The sequence below is a fragment of the Geminicoccus roseus DSM 18922 genome (genome assembly GCF_000427665.1).
Taxonomy (GTDB): Bacteria; Pseudomonadota; Alphaproteobacteria; order Geminicoccales; family Geminicoccaceae; genus Geminicoccus; species Geminicoccus roseus.
This window is the reverse complement of the sequence record NZ_KE386572.1, coordinates 3242634-3260030: the sequence shown is the minus strand read 5'-3', so window position 1 is coordinate 3260030 and position 17397 is coordinate 3242634. Positions and strand designations below refer to the sequence as shown.

Sequence of the window (17397 nt, the reverse complement as noted above, 5' to 3'; positions counted from 1 at the left end):
CAGGATATCCGTGACCATGCCGACCAAACAGGACCGCCTGCTGCGCGTGGGCGTGCTCGGCTGCGGCCCGATCGCCCAGGCCGCTCATTTCGAGAGCTGCACCAAGGCCGGGAATGCCGAGCTCTTTGCTATCTGCGACGTCGCCGACGATCTGCGCGAGCGGATGGCCGCGACCCATGCACCGAAAAAGTCCTTCGCCGACTACGACCGGATGCTGGAGGACCCGGAGCTGGAGGCGGTGATCATCGCCACCTCCGACGCCTTCCACGTCCCGGCTGCGATCCGGGCGCTCAAGGCCGGCAAGCATGTCCTGTGCGAGAAGCCGCTGGGCGTCTCGGTCGAGGAGACCGAGCAACTGGCAGCATTGGTGAAGCAGACCGGCCTGACCCTGCAGGTCGGCCACATGAAACGTTTCGACCCGGGCCTCCAGGCCGCCCGCGCCTTCATCGACACCGAGATGGGCGAGCTCCAGGCGCTGAAAGCCTGGTACTGCGACAGCACCCACCGCTACGCGATGACCGACGCGGTCCAGCCGCTGATGGTCAAGAGCCAGAACGCCCGCAAGCCCTCGGGCGACCCCAAGGCCGACAAGCGCCGCTACTTCATGCTGGCCCATGGCAGCCACCTGCTGGATACCGCGCGCTACTTCGCCGGCGAGATCACGGAAGTCAGCGCCCGCCTGTCCGAGCGCTTCGGCGCCTATTGCTGGTTCGTCGACGTGGCCTTCGCCAACGGCACGCTCGGTCATCTCGACCTCACCGTGGCGGTCCGCGGCGACTGGCACGAAGGCTTCACCATCTATGGCGAGCACGGCTCGATCTTCGCCAAGACCTTCAATCCCTGGTACTACAAGTCCTCGGACGTCGAGATCTTCCACGAGAAGGACGCCACCACCCGCCGCGTGCTGGGCGCCGACGGCCATTTCTACCGCCGCCAGCTGGAGGGCTTCGCCGACGTGATCCTGAACGGCGCCCCCCAGACCGGTGCCGACGTGGTCGACGGCCTGGCCTCGGTGCGCGGCATGATCGCGATCGCCCGCAGCGTCGAGAGCGGCCGGCCGGTGCGCCTGGCCGAGGTGGAGGGCCCCCTGTGATGCCGACGTCCGCCATCCGCCTCGGCATCTTCGCCAAGACCTTCCCCGGCGCCGACCCGCTCGCGGTCCTGGCCCAGGTCAGGGCCGCAGGATTCGAGACCACCCAGTTCAACATGGCCTGCTGCGGCCTGCCCTCCCTGCCCGGCCGGATCGACGACGCCACCATCGCCGCGATCGCCTCTGCGTCGAACCGCACCGGCGTCGAGCTGTGCGCGATGTCGGCGACCTTCAACATGATCCACCCGGACGTCCGGGTCCGCCGGGACGGCCTGGCAAGGCTGCGCGTCCTGGCCGAGGCTTCCTGCCAGCTGGCCATCCCGATGCTCACCTTGTGCACAGGCACCCGCGACCCGGACGACCAGTGGCGCCACCATCCCGACAACGCCCTGCCGGCCGCCTGGGACGACCTTCTGGCCAGCATGAGCCAGGCGGTGGCGGTCGCCCGCGAGTTCGACCTGGTCCTGGGGGTGGAGCCGGAGCTCGCCAACGTGGTCGACAGTGCCGCCAAGGCCCGGCGCCTGATCGATGAGCTGGACTCGGAGCGGATCGTGGTCGTGCTGGATCCGGCCAATCTGTTCGAGACCGCCACCCTGCAGGAACAGCACCGCCTGGTCGACGAGGCCCTGGACCTTCTGGGCGACCGGATCGCCATGGCCCACGCCAAGGACCGCGCCCCCGACGGCAGCTTCGCCACCGCCGGCACCGGCGTGCTCGACTACGACCATTACCTGGCCGGCCTGCGCCGGATCGGCTTCACCGGGCCCCTGGTCACCCATGGCCTTGCCGCTGATGAGGCCCCAGGCGTGGCCGCCTTCCTGCGCGCCCGCCTGGCATGACCTTCCGCCCCTTCCACCATGCCGGCCTGCGCTTCAGCCTGTGGGACGACGGCGAGCCGGGCGATCCGCGCCTGCCGGTGGTGTTCCAGCATGGCCTGTGCGGGGCCGAGCCGCAGGTCGCCGAGATCTTCCCGGCCGCGCCCGGCCTGCGCCGGCTGACCCTGGAATGCCGCGGCCACGGCGCTTCCGAGCCAGGTCCCCTGGACGCCCTGTCGATCGCCACCTTCACCGATGACCTGGCCGCCATGATCGAGCGCCGGGTCGGCGGCCCGGTGGTGGTCGGCGGCATCTCCATGGGGGCCGCGATCGCCCTGCGCCTGGCGGCCACCCGGCCGGACCTGGTGCGCGCCCTGGTCCTGGCCCGCCCGGCCTGGGTGACCGACTCTGCTCCAGCCAACATGCAGCCTAACGCCCTGGTCGGCCGCCTGCTGACAGGCCACCCGGCCGAGGAGGCGCAGCGCCGCTTCGAGGCCAGCGACACCGCCCGGCATCTGGCGGCCGCCGCCCCGGACAATCTCGCCTCGCTACGGGGCTTCTTCGCCCGCGCACCCCAGCCGGTCACCGCCGCCCTCCTGCGGCAGGTCTCCGCCGACGGCCCCGGCGTCCCCGCCGCCGCCCTGGCCGCCCTCGGCCTGCCGACCCTGGTGCTCGGCCATGGCCGGGACGAGGTCCATCCGTTCGGCCACGCCGTGGCCCTGGCGCAACTGATCCCCAAGGCCCGCCTGACCGAGATCACCCCGAAAGTGGCGGACCGTTCACTCTACACGCGAGAATTCCGCGCAGCTCTGGCTGGCTTTCTCGACCGTCTGGCCGCAACGGCGACCTCTACGCCCAGCTGATACGCCGGTTTCCGGGCCCGTAGCAATTTCTCGCTATTGGCGAACACTTGGGACAAGCCTGTTCTTGTTCCTCGGAACTCCTGGACATCCAGTGCGACACTGCCACCGCAGCTTTTTGCTGCGGTGCGGTATTGCTTGTGCCCCGGACATGTCTAAACTGCGGTGCAGTGGCTCGGAACCAGAACTGGGCAGGCTCCGGTTTGGTTCCACAGCTCTGACGAAATTATTGCAGATTTGTTCGGAAGTTTCCGGAAGCTCAAATCTGCATGGCAGCCGTGACCTTGTCACGGTTCATGCCGGATAGCTCGTCTCCGAAGCCCGCAACGACGTTCAATCGTCCGAGGTCGTCGATGGCGCAACGAGTGATGGATGCCACCACCCCTGCCGGTTTCCGGGTCTTGCAGGACTCCAGGCTGCGCAGCCGGATCGGCCGCCGCCTCCTGTCGCCCACCCTGCTGACCCACTTCCTGCGCCTGGCCGACTTTTTGGCGATCTTCCTGGGCGCCCTGCTGGTGCCGTTGCTGCGCGAGGGCAAGCTCGGCTTCGCCTCGACCGAGACCCTCCTGCTCCTGGGCGTGGCGCTTTGCGCCAGCAACGCCTTCTCCCTGGCCGGCCTCTACGACGAATCCCAGCTACGCCGCACCGGCCGGCAGATCCGCTACGTGATCACCCTTTGGACCGCAGCCATGGTGCTGGGCCTGGTGGTCCTGTTCCTGGCCAAGGCCTCCACCGACGTGTCGCGGCTTTGGACCTTCGGCTGGTATCTCTCCACCGCCGTCCTGCTGGTCCTGCTGCGCCTGGGCCTGGTCCGCGCCGTCGCCGCCTTGCGCGATGCCGGCTTCCTTCTGCGCCGGGTCCTGGTGGTCGGCCACGGCGCCCATGGCCACGCCACCCTGGAGCGGCTGCGTAAGGAGGACCCGGACATCCTGACGCTGGGCTATCTGGAGGTCGACCCCGCCCGGCCGATGCCGGACAGCCAGGTCGCCTGGCTCACCCGCTTCCTGCAGGACAAGCGGGTCGAGCATGTGGTCCTGGCCCTCCCCTGGTCCGACACCGCCCGCGCCGCCAGCCTGCTGGGCAAGCTCCGCCGCCACCCGGTGAGCGTCAGCTTCCTGCCCGGCATGGACGAGGCCGCCAGCCCGCTGCCGCTCAAGGGCATCACCTGGTTCGCCGACCGCCCGGCCCTGCGCCTGATCGACCGCCCGCTGGACGAGCGCAAGTACCTGCTGAAGTCCCTGGAGGACCGCATCCTGGGCACCCTCCTGCTGCTCGGGATCTCCCCCCTCCTCCTCGCCATCGCCGCCGCCATCAAGCTGACCTCCAAGGGCCCGGTCTTCTTCCGCCAGGCCCGGGTCGGCTTCCACGGCGAGCAGTTCCGGGTCTTCAAGTTCCGCTCGATGTACACCGACCTGTGCGACCGTCCCGACCAGGGCTTCGTCGCCCACACCACGCGCAACGACCCCCGCATCACCCCGCTGGGCGCCTTCCTGCGCAAGACCTCCCTCGACGAGCTCCCCCAGCTCATCAACGTGGTCTTGGGCGACATGAGCTTGGTCGGCCCCCGCCCCCACGCCGTCGCCCACGACGACCACTACGGCGCCCTGATCGACGAGTACCTCTCCCGCCACCGGGTCAAGCCGGGGATTACCGGCTGGGCGCAGGTCAACGGGGCGCGGGGGGAGATCAGTGACCTGCGGCAGATGGAACATCGAATTCGCCTAGACCTTGAATATATTGAACGCTGGTCAGTAAGCTTTGACGTGCAAATCCTGTTCCAAACAGCTGGCCTGTTAGCACGAGACTCAAATGCCTACTGAAATCTGCATCGATTACGAGTTATGCTCCGCACAGTATTTGATCCTTTTACAACGTACTGCACAATGTCCAAGAGGCTCTCACACTACACTTGAGATTTGATCGCAATCCGACCAGCAAGCCGCTGTTAACAGCAAGCAGCCTCATCGAAAATGAACGTCGAACTGATACTGCAGATGAACCCGCCACGTGCCTACGTGAGCTTGACCACATTCCCAGGAGCGTCCGAGTGAGAAATCCGAAAGTCGCGATGATCACTGGATACTACAATAGAGGGCATCTGATCCAGCGGACTCTCGATTCTATGGCTGCCCAGACCTATGACAATTTGGAAATCATCGTATTTGACGACCGATCACAGGACGACACCGCTGATATTCTTAGGAGCTACGCAAGAAAAGCCATCAGACCCGTAAAGACGATAATACACAACGCCAATATTGGATTTACCCACGGAATCATTAACGCGATCGGCACTACTGACGCTGAGTTCATTGCAGTTCAAGGGTCAGGTGATTATTCATTGCCAGACCGAATTTCGTTGCAGATGGAACTAATACAAAGCGGACCAACGATCGGTCTTGTTGGCTCCAGTTATGTCAACGTCGACGAAACTAGCAAAGGCAGGCGGATTCACAGCAGCCACAACTCTGCATTAGGGTTCGCCGACATCATGAAAAGGAACCCCTTCACCCACGGAGAAGTACTATTTCGTCGTACAGTATATGATCAGGCGGGCGGCTATAACCCGTTATTTAAGTATAGTCAAGATTATGACCTCTGGCTAAGAATAGCTCAGATTAGTTTACTCGCATCTAGACCCGAGATCCTCTATCATCGATATATTCAACGAGATGGTGTAACGTACTCCGCCCGTAAAGCGATCGAGCAAGCCCAGTATACAGTCCTGTCAAGGCGCTTGGCAGTAATGCCTAAAGAAAAACGCCGTGACGTTGACGCTCGACTGAGAGAGCTTGGAGTTGGTGCACTAGTTCCTACTAATGATCCTGACTTACAGGCGATGATACGTACCTCAATAGTGCGATTTCTCGCGTGGGGGGACTCCGCTGGTGCTAGTGAACTATCCCAATATCTCTCTCCGCACTATACCCGGATTGCATACAAATATCTATCACATCTAAGCAATCATCGTTTGCTCGTTGGAATACGCGGCAGATTAGTTGAATACTACACCAAGTCCCGTCAGTCGACCCACATGTGAGAAGAATGCCCACTCTAGCACCAAATACATATCCATACCGCCCTACAGTGCCTGAACCCTCCCGCCAATGGGATGGGATGCGCATATATTTATTTATAGTCGGCGCTGTCTCTCTCGAAACGATTCCTCTGACAATCGGCGACTCCTTCCGCCTCAATGCCGGCGTCGCGTCGATATGCTTTAGTACCGTCGTTGCCATGCGGCTATCTCGCTTGCCTTCAGCCATAAAGATCCTAGCTAGCCGACCCATGTTCTTCTTCATGCTGTATGCTGCATTGATTTGCACAAGCGCAGGATGGTCGTACATCGGACCACTCAGTCTCGCATATACCATTCCTATCGTCCTCCTGGCTGTCGCGGCCTGTAGCCTACACCACCTTTCACCCGATCGTACTGCGAAAGCACTTATTATCGTATCCCTTTGGGTTGCGGCTTTATCGTGGCCGGTAGGTCTCCTGCTTCCCGAAGTTGGGGCCGTAGTGCCTCCAGAGTGGCGGCTCAACGGAATCATGCTTCACTGCCAGAGGCTCGCGCTTCTGATGTCAATCGCAATTGTAGTGTCAATAATATATCGGCAAAGACTTGGTTCGCGCCGATCGTACTGCGCCAGCTGGCCGTCTATTGTGCTCCTCGCCACGACATTGGCTGCAACGCTCACCCGGTCGTTTACTACATTCGCGATAGTAACCGTGTTATTTGTTTTCGCGAGACGTCTTCGGCTTTTCACACTGGCGATCGTTGCGGCAGCCGCTTGCCTAATCATCGTACTACTCGCACTAGCACAAAACTACCTTATTGAGGCCTATAGCCGCGACGGTGTAAATAACGAAACTTTGTCCGGCCGCACAACAATATGGCAGAACACATGGGATATGGCACTTGAACGGCCATGGACTGGATACGGCTTTGGCTCATTTTATACCGAGTTGACATCCGACTTCTTCTTAAATTACCTGGCGCCTCACGCTCATAATGATTTGCTAAATATCTTATTCGAGACGGGAGCAGTCGCTGCGTTACTCATGGCCTGCTTTCTATTCTACTCAGTCATTCGGTCGCTATACAAGTCATACACATACTGCGGTCCAATTCTGCTTTACATCATCGCCTGCGGTATCACGGGTGTCATCGTAGGGGGAAAGGCGTCAACTGCTATGGCCATACTCCTAGTATTCGCCGCACAAGAGCTTTCATTTACGCGCTCATATCCGCGCAACCCCGTCATCGCAAAGTACCCTTTGCAGCTACACGCTAACTAATTCGACACATCCAGGATCTTATCACTACTAAGGAATTACTCGAATAGACAAGTTAGCCTGATGCTGCCCTCCGAAGTGGAGCATGAAAGTACCAATTGCTACCAATGAGATAGTGGATGATCGCTCGCAGTGCCTTGACAATATTTCTTGCAAAAACTGCAACAAGGTTCCTGCAGTTATTTACCTTCGTGATCCTTGCTCGCATCCTGTCACCTCACGGGTTCGGCGATTATGGTGTTATCATCTCGGCTGTGTTCTTGGGGGGCCTAGTCGGGAATCTGGGCATAAGGCAATCCACCGCAAGATTGATTGCGCGCGAGGATTATGCCGCGGGGCCGCTAGTCTCTGCCTCTCTGCTGGCTTGGCCCGCCCTATCTGTCGCAACCTGCGTGGCAATCTTTTGGTTGCTTGATGAAACTATCGGCCGACTCTCGTCACTCGGCCAGGTGGCAGTGATCATAGCTGTTACCTCTTTCATGCACCTAACGATCATTCAGGGTGCCCTCCTCGGACAATCAAACATCCGAGATTTCTCGATTGCGGAATCAGGGCCACGGTTTGCACATCTAGTATTCGTTCTGCCATTTCTTCTAGTTCAAGATTTGACGCTGGATCTAGCCCTCATGATATTCGGAGTCGGCTTTCTAGTATTTATACCATATGTGACAATCATGGCCTATCGCAACCAAGCGGACTTTTTTCCAGCAATTAGTCAACTTCCCAGGCTCGTCGGATCGGGGTTTGTTTTCGCAGCATCACTCTTTCTCGTAATGCTCCAAGGTCGCATTGGTCTTTTTTTCCTCCAGGGAGCAGAAGGTGCAACTCAAGCTGGATTGTACTTTGCAGCGCAGCGAGTAAGTGAAATTTTTCTCGACACTGCGACTGCGGTTGCGCTGGTCCTTTTTGCGGAGGCAGCACGATCAAAAGATGCAGGGGCGGCGTCAGCAATTGGTATACGTATGTCGTCTCTATTTCTCATTGTCTTTTCAATCCTTGGTGCTGCTGTTTATTTTCTTGCTCCTCTTGTCGTTGAGGTTGTTCTAGGAGCTCCATTCGCTGGTGCGGTGGAGCCACTCCAGATTGTATCTCTAGGACTTGGACCCGTCGCCGCATGCCGCGTTCTAACAGGCGTAATGACAGGGATCGGCAAACCCAACGCGTCCTCCGCGATTGCTCTTGTCGGCTTGGTAATAAACTTTGGGGTTTGCGCCGTTGCGATTCCGCTTTGGCAATCCAATGGAGCAGCGATGGGATTCGTCGCCGGTCAATTAGCTTGCTATCTCATTTACTTATACTTCTTTCGCGGATACCTTAAACCCGGACTGCACTGTGCTTTACAAGATATTTGCATCATTTCGCGTCGCATTAGGGATACCCTCAAGAGGGCGGGAGTATGATGCGGTATACTTGGGTGATGTTGGTGAGCGCTCCACAGCCGTTGATGCATCTAGAGCCATCTTGGAGCTTCCAAGGCTTGCTTGGAAATTCAGCTAGTGCGGTCACGACAGGCCTAGTTGAGTATTTGCATGTCCAAGGAAGTTGGTAGGAGTTCTTTTGACTGAATTAGCTAGTTTGCTTCAGTACCGTCTTCCCATCTGTCAAATTGGAGATCCGCATGCGTGCAATCATCCGCGGTGGTAGGCGTCCAGTCGGACGAGTCAGAGTAAGTGGGGCGAAGAATTCGGCGACGCGCTTGCTGGCTGCCGCATTGCTTTCGGACGAAATTTCAGAATTCACTGAGTTTCCTACCCGGCTCGTCGATGTTGGACATAAGGTCAGGTTCTGCCGATCGATCGGCGTAAAGATCGACATTGACAACGATCGAGAGCGTATTCGAATCGACGCGTCGTCAATGAATGCGGAGGAGTTGAATCGATCCGAGTATGACATACCAATTCGCACTACCTACCTCCTTGCTGCCGCGCAACTCGCTCGTTTTGGTATCGCTCGTATCCCGTATCCAGGTGGCTGTCCTATTGGAGGGGGCACTAGTGGCGGACGTGGCTACGATCTGCATTTGCTAGTTTGGCGCTCCTTAGGATGTGAAGTGGAAGAGAAGGAGGCATTCATAGAAGTACGAGGAAAGCGCTTTGTGGGCGGACGGATTGACTTTCCTATTTCTACGGTCGGGGGAACCGAAAACGCACTGATATGCGCTGCCGTTGCTTCAGGAACGACAAGAATTTACAACGCATATATTACTCCGGAGGTCAGAGATCTTATCTCGTTTCTCCGACAAATGGGAGCAGATCTTGAAGTTTATGGCACTAGCCACGTTGTCGTCCACGGGCTAGCCCGAAGCCTATCCGGCTCCCGGATGGCCGTTATGCCTGACCGCATCGAGGCACTTACTTGGATAGTCTATGCCGTCCTTGCTCAAGGAGAAGTGACGATCGAAAATGTGCCTTTCGAATCGATGGAGGTGCCTCTGATCCACCTGAAGCATGCCGGTATCGATTTATTGCGTAATTCTAGCGCTGTTCAGGTCACGCCTGATTGTCTCCGCTCAGGCGCAGTCCAACCTTTCGAACTGGCGTGCGGAGCCCATCCCGGTGTGATTTCAGATATGCAGCCACTGTTTGTTGCCTTGGCTCTCCGGGGTGCCGGTACATCCCGGGTATTTGATTATCGATATCCTGAACGAATTGCATTTGTTGATGAGCTAGCAAAGCTAGTCGGTGATCAGAATTTAACTGCTGCACCTGGGAAGATCATAATTCAAGGCCCGGCTCGTTTCGTTCCCGGGGAGGCGAATTCTACTGATTTGCGGGGGAGCATGGCGGCGGTGATCGCAGCGCTGTGCGCAGACGGTATTTCCACTGTTAACGGTGTTCATATGGCGCTTCGTGGCTATAATGACTTGGAGCGGAAACTCAAGGCGCTTGGCGCGGACATCAATATCGAGAACGAAAACGAGAACGCGCGGTGAGTTCCCAGCAATGGTTCCCTATCACCGACAGTTTCTTGAGGGAAGTAATAGCTCCGCTTGAGGAAACGCTTGAGGGTCGTATCCACAAGAATGTCAGCCTATCTCAGATCTCCCGGTGGAAGATCGGAGGTAATGCATGGTGTGTCGTAGACGCGGCAAGCTCGTCTGATATCAGTAACGTCTTCCGCCTAATGCGGTCGCGAAGTGAACCGGTTTTCATTATGGGTGATAGTTCTAATGTCCTGTTCGACACGCGCGGCTTCAACGGACTTATCTTAAGAATCTCTCGATCGATGTCTTCCGTGCGCACGTCCGGGTCCACTATGGTTGCCCAAGCGGGCGTCTGGATGCCCTATCTTGCCCGTCGGTCAGCGCAGGAAGGGCTTTCTGGCCTTGAGCACGCCGTTGGCATCCCGGGGACCTTAGGAGGTCTAGTACTGATGAATGGAGGCAGCCAGCGCTTGGGAATTGGCAACAACGTCCTGCGCGTACAGTGCGTAACTTTCAACGGTGAAGATATGACGTTGAGCCGCGATGACTGTAATTTTTCTTATCGCAAGTCATCGCTACAGTTTCAGCGTCTTGCGGTCGTTGAGGTTCAACTCGAACTCACTCCGGCCGATCCAAGTATCATTCGACGCGATATGATTAACATATTGAGGAGTAGGAGGACCCGTTTCCCGAAGAATTTACCGAATGGAGGATCAACTTTCTTGTCTGACCCGACGATGTATTCCTCCGTCGGAGCACCAGGCGCTATCATTGAACGCATTGGTTTCAAAGGGCTTCGGGAGGGAGGTGCGCAAATTTCAACTCAGCACGCCAACTTTATTGTCAACAACGGAGGTGCGACATCTTTCGATGTTTTGCGGCTTGTTTACTTGATACGGCAGAGGGTACAGGACGTGACTGGATTTCGGCTGGATTGCGAGGTTCAGCATGTTCGATTTGATGGAGTGGTGGCTCCTGCCCATGTCGCGGCGCATGAGCATTTTGAGCTTTTACGTTAGCGAGAGGCGGTCAGAAGAACAGATGGTAATTTATTTGCATCGAGAGCTATTCGAGTATGGCTAACTCAGCATACAAATGGCGTTCACATATTCTGATCATAAGTTTGTTCGGACTCTTGGTGTTGAATGTGTTGGTGTTTGATGTTTTCGTGGTTCAATCAAAGGGCGCGGGCATATCAGGGGCGTCTGTGACGTGTGGCGAGGTCGCAGCTATGCCACAGTACCTGAATCTACAGCCGCGGTTTGACCGTTCGGATCCTACTCATGCTACCGATGATCCGCGCGAGGTTGACCGCCAACGCCCACTTCGAGAAGCGATCGATGTGCCCGCACGTAAGATCATTTCGATCGCAGACGACTATCGTGCTGCACCGCGTGAGGAGAAGTCACATCTAGCGGCGTGCCTTGCACGTGCAATTGTGCACTCGGCACGCAATCACGCACTCGAGGGCGCGGACTCGCCTACCGATCAGTTTTATAGGAGTTGGATCATTTTGCAGGTTGCGATTGCCTACTTGAAGGCTCAGCCTGAGATCGATGAAATAGAGGAGTCAGTCGAGATTCGAGAGTGGTTCCAACGCAATGCAACTGCTCTAATGGAATTCCAGGCCCGTGGGGTCGAGGTCGCTGGCAGGAACAATCACTATTTTTGGAATGGTATTGCCGTACTCGCAGTAGGGTTGGTTATCGAGGATGAGGCCCTGGTCGATTATGCGAGGGAGGTTCGTGACGCAGGTCTTTCTGATATAAGCTCTGATGGGCTTCTCGCTCTGGAGATGCAAAGAGGACATCTTGCGCTTCATTATCATATATTCGCAGCTGAGGCTTTGGCAGGTCTTATGCTCCTTCATCCAGATCCAGTCCTTCCTTGGCAAAGCTCCGCTATACGTCGCTTAACTAATGCGATCATCGAGTCCATCGCAGATCTCAGTGGCGGACCAATCGCCTCCTCAGCAGAGGTGGAGCAAAGTCCTCCGAAGCGACTTGTTCCTCTGCACGTGCTGGTTCCTTTTCTTGACGTTGGCTCACCTGAGTGGGAGATTATTCAAGATATCATCAAAGATGTACCGCCCCATTCTAGGTATCTCGGAGGTAATCTCCAGTTTGTGTTATGCCGTCCTCAATAGATGCATCATCTGATTGCGGGTATGTCATTGCGCTCTCTCTGCCCTACCCTTTCGGTATCTAGGCAAATTGAAAATGGAGCAGATACCATCGTCGCATGTGATGTCTTCGAAATATTGAGCACGCAGGTTTTTCGATCGTTAGCGTATTATTTAAGAACGGAAGTTGAATAGAAGTTTTCGGGGCGCGTGAGCAACATCTGTGTGGCTTACCTCGATGGCTGAAAGGAACACGACGGTGCGGAATTTATCAGGCTTGGGGACGCGGAGGACGCTACAATCCCTTTTTCAGCGGACACGGCCCGACGTTATGATGATCGGCCTTAGAAGTATCGGTGGTGGACAGGGTGGTGTCGAAGCTCATGTAGGCAATTTGGCGCAGGAGATCAGTAGGCTCGGAGTTGACACAAATGTTGTGGTGCGCAAGCCTTATAGTTCGGTTGATCTTCCGATAATGACTAATTCATTTAAAGTGACTTCGTTGCCTTCTTTCCAGGGTCCGAGTACAGAGGCGCTGTTTCATTCTATTCTCGCGGTTCTTTACGCTGCGGTTATTCGACCTCGCATCTTACATATACATGCCATCGGGCCTTCGCTTGTTACACCTCTGGCGAAGCTCCTGGGTTTGAGCGTCGTCGCAACTCATCATGGCGAAGATTATAAGCGTGAGAAATGGGGCCGTTTGGCCAAGTTCATCTTGCGAATTGGTGAGATGTCGGCAGCTTATACCGCTAATGCCCGTATTGCAGTGTCGCGTTCATTGGCCGCTGAGCTCACTACCAAATATCAAAAAGCCTTCACATATATCCCGAATGGTGTTGAATCAGGTCGGTGGGTACCAACCTCTAGAGCGCTCGACCAATTCGGATTAGAGCCTGGGAAGTATATCCTGAACGTTAGCCGGTTGGTTCCTGAGAAACGTCATATGGACTTAATTGATGCATTTAGAGAGCTTGGAAGACCTGATTTGCGGTTAGTTTTGGTTGGCGCAGCGGATCATAAGAGTTCCTATAGCCAGAGAGTATCAGAAGCTGCGATGGCAACCCCAGGTGTGGTAATGACCGGCTTCTTAAATGGACTGCCTCTGGCGGAGATTTTCAGTCACGCCGGTGTGTTCGTTCTTCCTTCGAGCCATGAAGGCCTTCCTATAGCGTTGCTTGAAGCGATGTCGTACTGTCGGCCGGTGGTAGCGAGTGACATAGATGCTAATCGAAATGTCGGGTTGCCCAGTCACTGTTATGTAGAGACTGGTTCCCCTTCTGCGATCGCACGCCGTCTAAAGCAAGTATTTGCTAATGATATAGAAGGAGCACCCTATGTAGATTGGACATATCTGCTTAAAGATTACGAATGGGGCTCGATTGCGAAACAAACCGTCGCGATCTATAATAGCGTTGATCCGCTAATCGGAATGACTGAAGCGGGCTCCTCTGGTATGGCGTTGGAGCGAAGTTAGTTAAAGCCGGTTTAAGGTTCTGTTCCCGGGGGGCGACGGGGAAGCGATTTTCGTGGTCGTCGCGAGAGGACTTGGGGTCAGGTCTTGCGTTCAAACACCTTCCACCTTCGGGAGGGTTCTAACGGCTCTTTTTTGCCCCTCGACCAGGCCGACCACCGCTCGCTGCAAATCCTCAATCTGCGCCCGCGGCAATGCGCGTGACGCACCCGCGGAGTCGGGGTCAGGTCTTTCGTTCAAGCACCTTCCACCTTCGGGAGGGTTCTAACGGCTCTTTTTTGCCCCCTCGACCAGGCCGACCACCGCTCGCCGCAAATCCTCAATCTGCGCAAGTGTCGCCCGGATCTCGGCAACCGTCGGCGCGGGCTCCTCCTCTGGCAGTGGGTAGCGGTATGCAAACCCCCAGGTGGTACAGCGCCGCAGCGGTTCAGCCAGAGGCGCCAGTGCCGGCCAGACAGACCCGACCTCGTCCGCCAGAAAGTCGAGGTCGTGGGTCTTGCGCGGGCGGATCGCGCCGGCCACCAGTAGGCCCTTCAGCAGCTTCTCGACGGCCTGCTGGCAATGATAGGCGGCGATGTCGGGAAGCGCCGGCGGCATGGCAATTGCCCGCTCGGCCGCGGCGATGCCCCGTTCCGCGTGCTGCAGCCATCGCTGGCCTTCCTCAGCTTGCAAGCGCCGTTCAGGCCCGGCCATAGACCCTGCGTCCTTCCGCCGAAGCGATCTCGGCGAGCGAGCCAATGACGCGACGCCCCTCCTCATATCGGCTTCGGGTGACCGGCACGATGTCCGCCATGCCGTACCAGCCTCGCCGAGCCTTCCGTCCGGCCGAGAGCCGCCGCTTTTCCACAGGCGCATCGTCGTCGACGATCACCAGGAGGTCGATGTCACTGTCCGGTCCTGCCTCGCCCCGCCCATGGCTGCCGAACAGGATCACAGCCTGCGGCTCGAAATACTCGACCACGCGGCCGATCAACTCTTCCAGGTCGGGGGGCAGGTCTTGCGTTCCGGCCATGTCCAGCTGCCTTCATCAGGTTTCGGATTTGCATAGCACATCGTCGCAGAACGGGGAGGCCTTGCGTTCCTGCATCCCGCCGACGTAGCAGGGATGGTTCATATCTGCGTGGAGGACGCAGGCCATGGCCCGCCCGCTTCGCCTGGAGTATCCCGGCGCCTTCTACCACGTCACCGCCCGCGGCAATGCGCGGGCCGCCATCGTTCATGATGACGAGGATCGGCAGCACTGGGTGGCGACGCTGGCGGCGACGGTCGTGCGCCGCGGTTGGCGCCTGCACGCGTGGTGCTTGATGACCAACCACTACCATTTGCTGGTCGAGACACCGGAGCCGAACTTGGCGCGCGGCATGCGCGACCTGAACGGCATCTACACCCAGGCCTGGAACCGCCGTCATCGCCGCGTCGGCCACGTCCTGCAGGGCCGCTACAAGGCGGTCCTGGTCGAAAAGGAATCGCACTTTCTGGAGCTGGTCCGTTATGTCGTTCGAAATCCCGTCGGCGCGCGGATGGTGCGGACGCCATTCGACTGGTCCTGGAGTTCCGCCCGCGTCACGGCCGGACGGGCAGAGCGTCCGGACTGGCTCGTCATCGACGAGACGCTGCAACGCTTCCATCCGGCGCCGGACAAGGCGGCCAAGCTCTATGCCGCCTTCGTCCGCCGGGTCGGTCCCTATGTGTGGCGGGATTTGGTAGGGCAGATCTGGCTGGGAAAGCCCGAGTGGATCGCGGCGATGCAAAAGGAGATCGGTGCGGCCTCAACCGACCCCGCCATTCCTTTCACCCAGCGCCGGCCCCTCGCGCCGGATCTGTCCGGCTTCACCCGCCTGCCCTGTGCCCGCAATGAAGCCATCAGAGCCGCCTATGCCACCGGCGCCTTTTCCATGCGCCGGGTTGCCGCCGCCTTCGACCTGCACGAGAGCAGCGTCAGCCGGATCGTCAACCGCCCTCCCCTCCAGACGCCCAAAGCTACCTGATGCTTAGGGGATCCGCCGTCACGACCGCCTGCCCTGCTTCTGGCCCCCTGCGATGTGCCCGCCAGCCTCCGCCAGCTGAGTGTCCCCCGCCAGTCCTAGCCCCATCAGCCCCTGCACCATCTGCCCGAGCGCGGCTGCCTGCGGCAGGTCCGGATCCTTCGGCCCGCCGAGATCGATCAGGATGCGCAGGCGGACCTGTGCCCGCTCGATCCCGGCCACCATCGCCAGCAGCATCCGGCCGCCATCGGAGCGGCAGAGCTGCGCCATGGCCGGCTTGCGCGGCACGCTGCCCATCAGCAGGAGGTCGCCCACCGTGAACAGGCCGAAGGCCGGGTTGAAGAAGCCCGGCTGCAGCATCTGCTCGACCGGGCGGTTGTCGCCATAGGACCAGAGCATCCAGCCCTCGTCGCCCTGGGAGCCGAACGCGGTGGTGAGTCGGCCGAGATCGCATGGCATCGGATCGTCTCCATCATCTTGCGGTTGATGAACACGTTCCTAATGCGCGCAATCCGATTGTCAATGACCATTTTCCTAGTTATCGCTGGGGCAGGAAGTCGTTCTTGCCGATGGAGCCGTCCATGCCCCGCGATCCTTCCCCTGCCCAGGTCGAGGCGTCCCGCCGGAACGGGCGGCGCAGCCATGGCCCCGTCACGCCCGAGGGCAAGGCGCGCGCGGCAATCAATGCCCGCACCTTCGGCCTGCGCTCCTCCATCCACAGCGTGATCGGCGACGAAGACCTGCCCCACTACGAGATGCTGCGGGATTCGATTCACGACCATTTCCAGCCCGCCTCGCCCCTGGAAGCCGCCCTGTGCGCCCGGATGGTCACCGCCCTCTGGCGGGCCGAGCGCGCCGAGCAGCTGGAGCGGGCGTTCTGGTGCGCCACCCCGCCAGGGGCGCCGGACGAGCCGCATCTGCAGCTGCAGATGACCCTCGTCCACGACCAGGACAAGCGGCGCGCCTCCCTGCCCACCGCCCTGCGCTATCTGGCGGAAGCCAACAACGCGTTCGCCCGAGCTCTCCGCAACCTGACCCAGCTCCGCTCCGGCAAGGCCGACCCGCTGGCAGAGAACCCGTTTGTCCCGAGCGACGGCGATCCCGCCACGCCACTCAATTTCACGAACGAACCCGAGAATGGCTGCGGGCCGGATCGGCCGGACGAGGCCGGATCGCGGCGATCTGCTTCTCCGAACGAACCCGGGCAGCAGGTCCATCCCGTTTCCACAAACGAACCCAAGAACCGCCGCTCGCCTGAAGTACCGGGCGAACCCGAGATCGACAGTTCGGATGAGCCGAACGAACCCGGGCCATTTTGCACGAACGAACCCGAGCCGATCCTTCCGTTGCCACTTGGCCCGGATTCATGCACCGAACCCGGCCCTTCACCATCTGGGTCCGACCTCTCCTCCGCCTCCGTTCGCACAAACGAACCCGAGCTTCCCAGCGGCCCAGCACGCGATGCTGCACACTCGCGTGACGGAGCGGACGAATCGGATCGGGCAGGAAATGCGGCCGGCTCCGGGTCCGGTGGCAAGCATGGTCCAGGGGCCGCCCCGGGTTCTGGGGGCCATTCGAGCGCGGCCATGAGCAACAGGATGCGAGCCGTTACGCCGCCGGCCGCCAACGATCACACGAACGAACCCGAGCCCGACACGCCCGCCGGCCAGGCCCTGCGGGAGCTGGCCCATCTGCGCAGCCAGATCGCCAGGCGCTTCGACCTGCCTTACCGCGAGGCGGCCGAAGCCTACCTCCTGCGCTTTGGCGTCGACGGCAAGGGTCCTCCCGCCTGGCTGCGCGACCTTCCCCCGTCCGTTGCCCGTGCCGGATGA

The 17397-nt window shown here is 59.0% G+C and carries 16 protein-coding genes; 13 read left to right on the top strand and 3 right to left on the bottom strand.

Going from position 1 to position 17397, the window contains the following annotated elements; genetic code table 11:
- Nucleotides 1-16: 16 nt before the first annotated feature.
- From GEMRO_RS0116370 to GEMRO_RS33585, 11 genes are all read left to right on the top strand, one after another.
- Nucleotides 17-1093 carry a Gfo/Idh/MocA family protein gene (locus GEMRO_RS0116370; RefSeq protein WP_027134865.1) on the top strand — a complete coding sequence of 359 codons (1077 nt, stop codon included), beginning with the start codon at nucleotides 17-19 and terminating at the stop codon, nucleotides 1091-1093.
- A gap of 14 nt (nucleotides 1094-1107) precedes the next feature.
- A complete protein-coding gene (locus GEMRO_RS0116365; protein WP_027134864.1) occupies nucleotides 1108-1929 on the top strand; it encodes a sugar phosphate isomerase/epimerase family protein in 822 nt (273 codons plus the stop codon).
- Nucleotides 1926-2768 (top strand): alpha/beta fold hydrolase, encoded by an 843-nt coding sequence (locus GEMRO_RS30080; RefSeq protein ID WP_051329138.1) that lies wholly within the window; start codon nucleotides 1926-1928, stop codon nucleotides 2766-2768. The genes GEMRO_RS0116365 and GEMRO_RS30080 overlap by 4 nt, the downstream gene beginning before the upstream one ends.
- 350 nt (nucleotides 2769-3118) lie before the next feature.
- Nucleotides 3119-4585: an undecaprenyl-phosphate glucose phosphotransferase gene (locus GEMRO_RS30075; protein ID WP_169728403.1), complete on the top strand. Its 1467-nt coding sequence runs from the start codon at nucleotides 3119-3121 to the stop codon at nucleotides 4583-4585.
- Between the two features lie 227 nt (nucleotides 4586-4812).
- Nucleotides 4813-5805, top strand: a complete 993-nt coding sequence (locus tag GEMRO_RS33610) for a glycosyltransferase (RefSeq protein WP_157505611.1) — start codon at nucleotides 4813-4815, stop codon at nucleotides 5803-5805.
- Nucleotides 5806-5810: 5 nt separating this feature from the next.
- Nucleotides 5811-7064 (top strand): O-antigen ligase family protein, encoded by a 1254-nt coding sequence (locus GEMRO_RS35995; RefSeq protein WP_084507047.1) that lies wholly within the window; start codon nucleotides 5811-5813, stop codon nucleotides 7062-7064.
- Nucleotides 7065-7180: 116 nt separating this feature from the next.
- Nucleotides 7181-8461, top strand: coding sequence for an oligosaccharide flippase family protein (locus tag GEMRO_RS33600; RefSeq protein WP_084507045.1), 1281 nt, complete (start codon nucleotides 7181-7183; stop codon nucleotides 8459-8461).
- Nucleotides 8462-8679: 218 nt separating this feature from the next.
- On the top strand, nucleotides 8680-9993 hold the full coding sequence (locus GEMRO_RS30070; protein ID WP_035487386.1) for a UDP-N-acetylglucosamine 1-carboxyvinyltransferase: 1314 nt from the start codon (nucleotides 8680-8682) through the stop codon (nucleotides 9991-9993).
- Nucleotides 9990-11003 (top strand): UDP-N-acetylmuramate dehydrogenase, encoded by a 1014-nt coding sequence (gene murB / locus GEMRO_RS33595; protein WP_084507044.1) that lies wholly within the window; start codon nucleotides 9990-9992, stop codon nucleotides 11001-11003. The genes GEMRO_RS30070 and murB overlap by 4 nt, the downstream gene beginning before the upstream one ends.
- A 128-nt stretch (nucleotides 11004-11131) precedes the next feature.
- Nucleotides 11132-12130 (top strand): alginate lyase family protein, encoded by a 999-nt coding sequence (locus GEMRO_RS33590; protein ID WP_240476810.1) that lies wholly within the window; start codon nucleotides 11132-11134, stop codon nucleotides 12128-12130.
- Between the two features lie 307 nt (nucleotides 12131-12437).
- A complete protein-coding gene (locus tag GEMRO_RS33585) occupies nucleotides 12438-13583 on the top strand; it encodes a glycosyltransferase family 4 protein (RefSeq protein WP_169728400.1) in 1146 nt (381 codons plus the stop codon).
- 261 nt (nucleotides 13584-13844) lie between these two features.
- On the opposite strand, the gene GEMRO_RS30060 is transcribed toward GEMRO_RS33585, so the two are convergent.
- Together GEMRO_RS30060 and GEMRO_RS0116330 are read right to left on the bottom strand one after the other, a co-directional pair.
- Complete coding sequence (locus tag GEMRO_RS30060) at nucleotides 13845-14273, bottom strand: HEPN domain-containing protein (RefSeq protein ID WP_051329136.1); 429 nt, start codon at nucleotides 14271-14273, stop codon at nucleotides 13845-13847.
- The gene (locus GEMRO_RS0116330) at nucleotides 14260-14592 is read right to left on the bottom strand and encodes a nucleotidyltransferase domain-containing protein (RefSeq protein ID WP_035485455.1); all 333 of its coding nucleotides are present in this window, start codon (nucleotides 14590-14592) and stop codon (nucleotides 14260-14262) included. Before GEMRO_RS0116330 ends, GEMRO_RS30060 begins: the two co-directional genes overlap by 14 nt.
- Nucleotides 14593-14716: 124 nt before the next feature.
- On the opposite strand from GEMRO_RS0116330, the gene GEMRO_RS0116320 reads away from it, so the two are divergent.
- Nucleotides 14717-15568, top strand: a complete 852-nt coding sequence (locus GEMRO_RS0116320; RefSeq protein ID WP_027134861.1) for a transposase — start codon at nucleotides 14717-14719, stop codon at nucleotides 15566-15568.
- A gap of 18 nt (nucleotides 15569-15586) precedes the next feature.
- Here GEMRO_RS0116320 and GEMRO_RS0116315 read toward each other — a convergent pair whose 3' ends face one another.
- A complete protein-coding gene (locus GEMRO_RS0116315; protein WP_027134860.1) occupies nucleotides 15587-16024 on the bottom strand; it encodes a hypothetical protein in 438 nt (145 codons plus the stop codon).
- Nucleotides 16025-16146: 122 nt separating this feature from the next.
- Here GEMRO_RS0116315 and GEMRO_RS0116310 point away from each other — a divergent pair, with 122 nt between their 5' ends.
- A complete protein-coding gene (locus tag GEMRO_RS0116310) occupies nucleotides 16147-17397 on the top strand; it encodes a hypothetical protein (RefSeq protein ID WP_157505610.1) in 1251 nt (416 codons plus the stop codon).